9 protein-coding genes and 1 pseudogene are annotated in these 6,114 nt (G+C 65.6%); 7 read left to right on the top strand and 3 right to left on the bottom strand.

Annotation, left to right across the window (positions count from 1 at the left end):
• Window positions 1-165: 165 nt before the first annotated feature.
• Entirely contained in the window at window positions 166-477 is a 312-nt protein-coding gene (locus COGEMETH_RS06600) for a hypothetical protein (protein ID WP_238181810.1), read from the bottom strand.
• Window positions 478-781: 304 nt separating this feature from the next.
• Between COGEMETH_RS06600 and COGEMETH_RS06595 the strand changes: the two genes are divergently transcribed.
• From COGEMETH_RS06595 to COGEMETH_RS06565, 7 genes are all read left to right on the top strand, one after another.
• Complete coding sequence (locus tag COGEMETH_RS06595) at window positions 782-1,390, top strand: recombinase family protein (RefSeq protein WP_306421727.1); 609 nt, start codon at window positions 782-784, stop codon at window positions 1,388-1,390.
• 172 nt (window positions 1,391-1,562) lie between these two features.
• Window positions 1,563-2,252: an AAA family ATPase gene (locus COGEMETH_RS06590; RefSeq protein WP_238181809.1), complete on the top strand. Its 690-nt coding sequence runs from the start codon at window positions 1,563-1,565 to the stop codon at window positions 2,250-2,252.
• Complete coding sequence (locus tag COGEMETH_RS06585; RefSeq protein WP_238181808.1) at window positions 2,249-2,536, top strand: ribbon-helix-helix domain-containing protein; 288 nt, start codon at window positions 2,249-2,251, stop codon at window positions 2,534-2,536. The genes COGEMETH_RS06590 and COGEMETH_RS06585 overlap by 4 nt, the downstream gene beginning before the upstream one ends.
• A gap of 178 nt (window positions 2,537-2,714) precedes the next feature.
• Complete coding sequence (locus COGEMETH_RS06580; protein WP_238181807.1) at window positions 2,715-2,948, top strand: hypothetical protein; 234 nt, start codon at window positions 2,715-2,717, stop codon at window positions 2,946-2,948.
• A gap of 74 nt (window positions 2,949-3,022) precedes the next feature.
• The gene (locus tag COGEMETH_RS06575) at window positions 3,023-3,481 is read left to right on the top strand and encodes a hypothetical protein (protein ID WP_238181806.1); all 459 of its coding nucleotides are present in this window, start codon (window positions 3,023-3,025) and stop codon (window positions 3,479-3,481) included.
• Entirely contained in the window at window positions 3,474-4,469 is a 996-nt protein-coding gene (locus COGEMETH_RS06570; protein WP_238181805.1) for a site-specific integrase, read from the top strand. The genes COGEMETH_RS06575 and COGEMETH_RS06570 overlap by 8 nt, the downstream gene beginning before the upstream one ends.
• 14 nt (window positions 4,470-4,483) lie before the next feature.
• Entirely contained in the window at window positions 4,484-4,663 is a 180-nt protein-coding gene (locus tag COGEMETH_RS06565; protein WP_238181804.1) for a hypothetical protein, read from the top strand.
• A gap of 73 nt (window positions 4,664-4,736) precedes the next feature.
• On the opposite strand, the gene COGEMETH_RS06560 is transcribed toward COGEMETH_RS06565, so the two are convergent.
• Complete coding sequence (locus COGEMETH_RS06560) at window positions 4,737-4,997, bottom strand: DUF6894 family protein (RefSeq protein ID WP_238181803.1); 261 nt, start codon at window positions 4,995-4,997, stop codon at window positions 4,737-4,739.
• Between the two features lie 982 nt (window positions 4,998-5,979).
• Window positions 5,980-6,114: pseudogene (locus COGEMETH_RS06555) on the bottom strand (IS66 family transposase); the annotation flags it as partial.

Here is a 6,114-nt window from a genome sequence, read left to right as displayed (position 1 = left end):
TCCGCCTTGCTGCCGACCTATTGCTGCTCAGCCTTGGTCGGGCGCTCGCGCGAGTTAATCGCCACTGAGCGCTGGCATGGAGGCACGTGGCCGCTCGCCGACCTTCGCTTCGACCTGTGCCGGTTCGTGCCAAGGATGGACGATGCGAGGCAGGCCTAATCGTTGTCAGGCGACGGCGCGAGTTTCAGTTTGCGACCCACCGAGACTGATCCGGCGCCCGCCGGCGAGGCGTGCACCGGAACTCGGAGGGGCGTAGGGACAGCGCGACAGGTCGTAGAGGGCTTTGCCGACGAGCCCGGCAACCTGGTGAAAGCTCGGCCCCTCGCAGGTCGCCGCGACGCGAACCCCGATTTCGTGGGTGTGACTGCGCCCGTACAGCCAGACCGCGAGCTGCACTCGGGTTCCCTCCGAGATGCCATCAAGAAGCTCAGGGAACGCGCTCGGATCGGCGCGCATGAGACGGCTGACAAGATCCATAGACACCGGGCAATCGTTCTCAAAATCCTCGGCTCGGATCAATCGGGGGTGGTGCACGGAGACCTCTCAGGCTGACGAGTCAGGGTGTCCAGCGCCTGGTTAACGAAGCGTCTACGTCGCGCATCGGTCGCCTTGTGTGTCCGCCAGGTCATCACGCGCAGGCGCTACGTTTGGTTAAACGTTCGTTCGTCCAAACGTAGCGCCGACCGATCGGATGCCCGTGCCTGCCTTCGTCTCCTACCTGCGCGTGTCGACGGAACGGCAAGGGCGCTCCGGGCTCGGCCTGGAGGCGTAGCGCAAGGCGGTGGCCGACTTCCTCGCGGACGGCGCCTGGCGGCATGTGGCCGAGGTGGTCGAGGTCGAGAGCGAGTGCCACGACAACCGCCCTCGCCTATCCGAGGCGATGGGCCTCTGCCGGCTGCACGGGGCAACGCTGGTGATCGCGAAGCTGGATCGGCTGTCGCGCGACGCGGCGTTCCTCCTCAACCTGCAGAAGGCCGGGGTGCGGTTCGTGGCGGCTGACATGCCGGAGGCGAACGAACTCGTCGTCGGCATCATAGCATGCGTCGCGGAGGCCAAGCGCAAGATGATCTCGGTTCGGACCAAGGTGGCGCTTGCAGCCGCGAAGGCTCGGGGCGCGCGCTTCGGGACACCGGGCAACCTCGCGAGCCACGATGTCGGGCAGGCGCGCAGCCAGGCCCTGCGGACGGCGCGGGCGCGGGACCGGGCAAGGGATCTCGCTCCGGTGATTGATGCGATACGGGCGGGCGGCGCCGTCTCGCAGGGCAAGATCGCGGCGGAGTTGAACGCTCGCGGCGTTCCGGCGCCGCGCGGTGGAGCGTGGTCGCCGGCGCAGGTGTGGCAGGCGCTGGTGCTGATCGAGGATGTCGCCGGGGCCAGCGCGCCATCATGATCCGTCGCGGTTTCGCGCACTCTGTAGCTTGATAGCTTGCATAATAGTTAGCTCGATCCCGAAACCGCACGGGTGCTCGGGAGCGTTCGTTTTTGAAAGCTCGCGTTCACGCTTGCGGTCTATCCTGCGGACTCGGGATCGTGTTGTCAGCGCAGCTTGCGGTGGGGCTTGCGTGATCGGGCTCGATCTTGATGGCGAGGGAACGTGCATGCAGGTGATCTCGATAGCGGCGCGGAAAGGCGGGGTCGGGAAGACCACGCTCTCGATGCACCTGAGCGTGCTGGCGTCCGCACCGGGCAAGCCCGCCCTCCTCTTGGACACGGACCCGCAGCGGTCGCTCGCGTGGTGGCATCGCCTGCGGGCTGTCGACGAGCCGAACCTGATCGAGGCGGAGGCACGCGAGCTGCCGGATCTGATTGAGGCGGCCCGACGCGAGGGCATCGGCCGGGTCATCATCGACACGCCGCCACATGCCGAGGATTCGATCCTGAGCGCCATGCGGGTCGCTGACCTGGTGCTCGTCCCGACGCGGCCGGGCCCGCTTGATCTTGCGGCGGTGTCCTCGACGCTTGATCTCGCCCAACGGGTTGGCAAAGCGCCCCTGGCGGTCATCAATCACGCCCCACCACGGACGGGCGCAGCCGAGCCGTCGATCGTCTCGGAAGCCCGCGCCGCGCTGGCGAACATGGGGGCGACCGTAGCCAAGACGGTGCTGGCGAACCGGGTGAGCATGTCGCACGCGATCCTGACCGGCTCGACGGTCAACGAGCATGAGCCTGGCGGGAAGGCCGCCGGCGAGGTCGAGGCGCTCTGGCGCGAGATAGAAGCCCTCCTGTCCCGTAACGCGAGACCCGCACGATGACGACGAAGCCCCGCCCGACCCTGGACAGCCTGAGCAGCCGCTTTGCCCGAAAGGATCTGCCGCCGCCCCCGGCTGCACCTGTGCCGGAGCCCGAGGCCGCGCCCGAAGTGATCCCGCCTCCATCGGCCGCGCGCCCGCCGAAGGACACGCGGGTGCAGATCCTCACGCGGATCGATCCGGCGACGCGGAAGCGGCTCAAGGTGATTGCGGCAGAGCAGGATCGCACCATCCAGGACATCTGCGAGGAAGCGATCCGCGATTTCGTCGGTCGCCATAGCAAGTGAGCTCGATGCCTCGTGGACGAGCCCGCGCGCCATCCCGCAATCTTGCTATCAAGCTGGCTCGCTCACTTGCAATCGGCACATATTGCTTGTAACTTTCGGTAACGAATATTCTCGAAAGTTTCATGCGGGCGGGTTGGAAGCGCCGGCATAGAATGAAGCCTCGGCTATAGGAGTTGTGGTGATGGTGCAGGACCGATCCGAAAACACGGCCGGGCTCGACGCCTACGAGTTCGCGGTCTTCGAGGCGATGTTTAAAACCTACGGGAACGCGGAGGCCGCCAAGCGTAACCGCGATGAGGTCGCCCGTATGTTCCGCGAGGGCGCCCCGGCCCAAGTGACGGCTGAGATGATCCACGAGACCCAGGTCGATCATGATGAGTGGGTCAACGAGGCGCCCGCAGCCGAGGCTTGAGGCAGAGTGGCAAAGTTGATCCGACACTTAGCGGGGTAGGCGTGTCGCGCGGGTTAGGCACAGCACAGCGGCTCATGCTGATGGCGATGGCGTCGCTTGAAGCCGAGCACGACAGCCAAGGCGGCGGCTTCTACGTCTGGGCGATCGTGGATCGCGTCTATGCGCTCTCCCCTGAGATGCAGGACCGCCATCGGCGCACGACGGGGGCAATCGAGGCACGCAACGTCGCGATCCGCGAACGGGCAGCCGCGGGCGATGGTAAGGCCGCGCTCTATCTCAGCCTTGGCCGGTCGCTCGCTTGCGGCAGGCGCAGCCCAAGATGGCGCCGCACCGCACCGGAATGGCTCACGGAAACCGCGCTCAACCCGTCCCGCGTGCTGGCGAGCTTGCAGCGCCGCGGGCTCGTCTCGCGGGTCGCCCTGAATGGTGGAGGCTCGGCGGGGCTGACGGATACCGGGCGTCAGATCGCGGCAGAGCTAAGTGTCGGATCAACTTGGCGACCGCTAACCGCTGGTGAGATGACTGATGCCTGACCTCGAAGTCCTACCGATCGACGTTGCCGAAAAGTTTGCGCCAACGTTGTCGGCCGAAGCGGCTGCGATCGTCCAGGCGTATCAGCGCGTGAGCAAGGCTGGCTCGACGGTGCGGGCCTACACGTCTGACGCACGGGTATTTCAGGACTGGTGCGCCCGGTACGGCTTCCGGTCCCTGCCGGCGACCCTTGAGGCGGTGGCGGGGTTCCTCGTCCACGAAGCCGAAGCTGGGCGATCTGCCTCGACCATCGGCCGGCGCTGTGCCGCGATCCGGTACGCGCACAAGCTGGCGGGCGCTCCCGATCCGACCGACGACGAAGGTGTGCGCGCGGCGCTCAAGGGCGCTCGGCGCAAGGTCGGCACGGCCCCGACGCAGAAGGCCGCTGCAACCGCCGACATCCTCATGGCCCTGCTGATGCGGACGCCCGACACCCTGACGGGCAAGCGGGATCGAGCCCTGTTGGCTCTCGGCTTCGCGGGCGCCTTCCGTCGCTCTGAGTTGGTGGCGCTCGACGTGGCGGACCTGCGCGACGATCCGAAGGGCCTGCGCGTGACCGTGCGCCGCTCCAAGACCGATCAGGAAGGGCAGGGCGTCGAAATCGCGATCCCGCATGGCCGCTTCATCCGCCCGGTCGCCCTGGTCCGGGAATGGCTCGATGCGGCCGAGATCACGGAAGGGCCGGTGTTCCGGCCGGTGTCGCGGTCGGGACGGGTCCGATCAAGTGGCCAGGTTGGCCACTTGGTTCCCCGCCTGACCACGCAGGCTGTCGCGGACATCATCAAGCGGTACTGCGTGGCAGCCGGGCTCGATGCCCCCGCCTTCGGGGCTCACAGCCTGCGATCTGGCTACATCACCTCGGCCGCAGAGCGGGGCGTCGATCTCGCCCGCATCATGGACCAGAGCCGGCACCGCGACCCGCGGACGGTGCTGGGCTATGTCCGGCGGGCGAATGCCTTCAAGGAGCACTCGGGGGACGGGTTCTTGTAGGGGATGAACGCGAGATGCTGACTCAATCGATGATCGAACTGTGCCGCCGCCGCTGGCAGGCCGAACGCCCGTTTGAGGGCCATACGAACGAGAGTCGGTTCCTGAAGCTCAAAAGCTCTGCGGTTCGCCAGGATATCAAGGATCAGGCGCGTCGCGAGCTTCACATCCGAGGCACGTTCCCGCCCGCCGTTTGATCCGAACACAGCGCCCGCTGCACTTGGCCTATCATAGGTTAGCATGTGCAAAAACTGTAATAACTGCCGCAATCTAGCGTTTAGTCGGCTTATCGCTTCTTGCGACAGGGGCGTCGGTGACTAACAAGTCTACCCTGAATAGAATTAGCGCATGCTTATCTACTACTTCAAGATGCCAATCTTCGCCGTTTGCAATGCTTTTGGAATGATGACGCAATATCTCTCCGATAAGCTGAAGCGCCTCCAGCTTTGCCGCCGCCAAGTTTTCGAACTCTGTACCATCATGATCGATTGCTGAGACGCCGTCATAAACATTAAAAAAGTAACGGGGCATATTTTCTCCCATGCATTCAGGGAGCGGCCCGCGGCCTGGCTTGTCTCGACTCCTAAAGTCGTAACGGCTACTTCTATAAATTGTTCACATTTAGACAATTGATTTATGTTAAAGCGATTCCTTTGAATGGCGGCGTACGTGCGAACGGTATAATCGCCTAAAAAAGGGCCGGTCGGCCGGGCTCGACAGGGCGCGGGCCGATAGGTTTCCGGGCGGTCTGCTGGCATTTCGCCAGCAGTAAGCGCGCGGGCGCGTGGCGTGCATAGCGAGAGACCAGCGAATTTTAGCGGGGCGGGCCCGTAGCGGTAGGCGCGCGCCGAGCCATTCACGCCGCCTCAACCCTTCGTGGGCATCCTGGGGCCTTGCCGGTGAGATTGTAGACCTCCCCCGCCTCGTGAGCAGATCGAGGCGGGGCCGAGCCGGCTGGTGAGCCGACCGTCACAGCCCCCATTGATAGCTGCCTAGCCCTTGAGAACAAGCTTCAGCCCTGGGTCTCTCGGCTGGGCGGGGCACCGTATCCGCGGCCCGATGCCGGTCGATACCGTCGATGCTGGCGCCGCAGTGGCACAGGGGCTCCGGGGCGAGGCTGCCCGGGCCAAATCCGCCTACCAGGGCGCCTACGATGATCTCGCTGCCCTTCCTGGCGAGTTCCACCCTCAAGCGTTCGATGACGCTGCCACCCGTGTCGCCGCTCGCGTCGGGAACGACGTTCCTATCGACCCGGTCCTGACGCCCGCCGCGACCCGCACGATGACGGACCTCGGTAACATGCGCTCGATCCTCGCCCTACCGGACGGGGCGGGCGCTACGGCTCGCCAGGTGGAACAGGTCCGCAAGCGTCTCGGCGCCCTCTATCGGGACTCAGGGGTTCAACGGGACGCTTGCACCGACCCTCGGCCCGTCCGGCTATCACGACGGCAAGGGCGGCGTCCCCGGCCTGTCGCCGCTCATCGGTAATTACCCAGGCCTGTGGCGGCTGGGATCAGGCACCGACGGTCTTGAGGATGGTGCCGAATGGGCTGTGGCCTGCGAGGCGTGCGGTATCGACGACGGTGCGGATGGCGGCCTCGCCCTCGGCGGCCCACATCGCGCGGTAGCCGTTGGTCACCTTCCGCTG

The organism is Methylobacterium trifolii (genome assembly GCF_022179685.1).
GTDB classification, from domain to species: domain Bacteria; phylum Pseudomonadota; class Alphaproteobacteria; order Rhizobiales; family Beijerinckiaceae; genus Methylobacterium; species Methylobacterium trifolii.
This window is presented reverse-complemented; position numbering and strand designations above follow the sequence as displayed.

Bases quoted from the DNA above. Each gene is read 5' to 3' on its own strand.
- COGEMETH_RS06600 (WP_238181810.1), bottom strand. From the start codon at position 477: ATGGATCTTGTCAGCCGTCTCATGCGCGCCGATCCGAGCGCGTTCCCT.
- COGEMETH_RS06585 (WP_238181808.1), top strand. From the start codon at position 2,249: ATGACGACGAAGCCCCGCCCGACCCTGGACAGCCTGAGCAGCCGCTTT.
- COGEMETH_RS06575 (WP_238181806.1), top strand. From the start codon at position 3,023: ATGCTGATGGCGATGGCGTCGCTTGAAGCCGAGCACGACAGCCAAGGC.
- COGEMETH_RS06570 (WP_238181805.1), top strand. From the start codon at position 3,474: ATGCCTGACCTCGAAGTCCTACCGATCGACGTTGCCGAAAAGTTTGCG.
- COGEMETH_RS06565 (WP_238181804.1), top strand. From the start codon at position 4,484: ATGCTGACTCAATCGATGATCGAACTGTGCCGCCGCCGCTGGCAGGCC.
- COGEMETH_RS06560 (WP_238181803.1), bottom strand. From the start codon at position 4,997: ATGCCCCGTTACTTTTTTAATGTTTATGACGGCGTCTCAGCAATCGAT.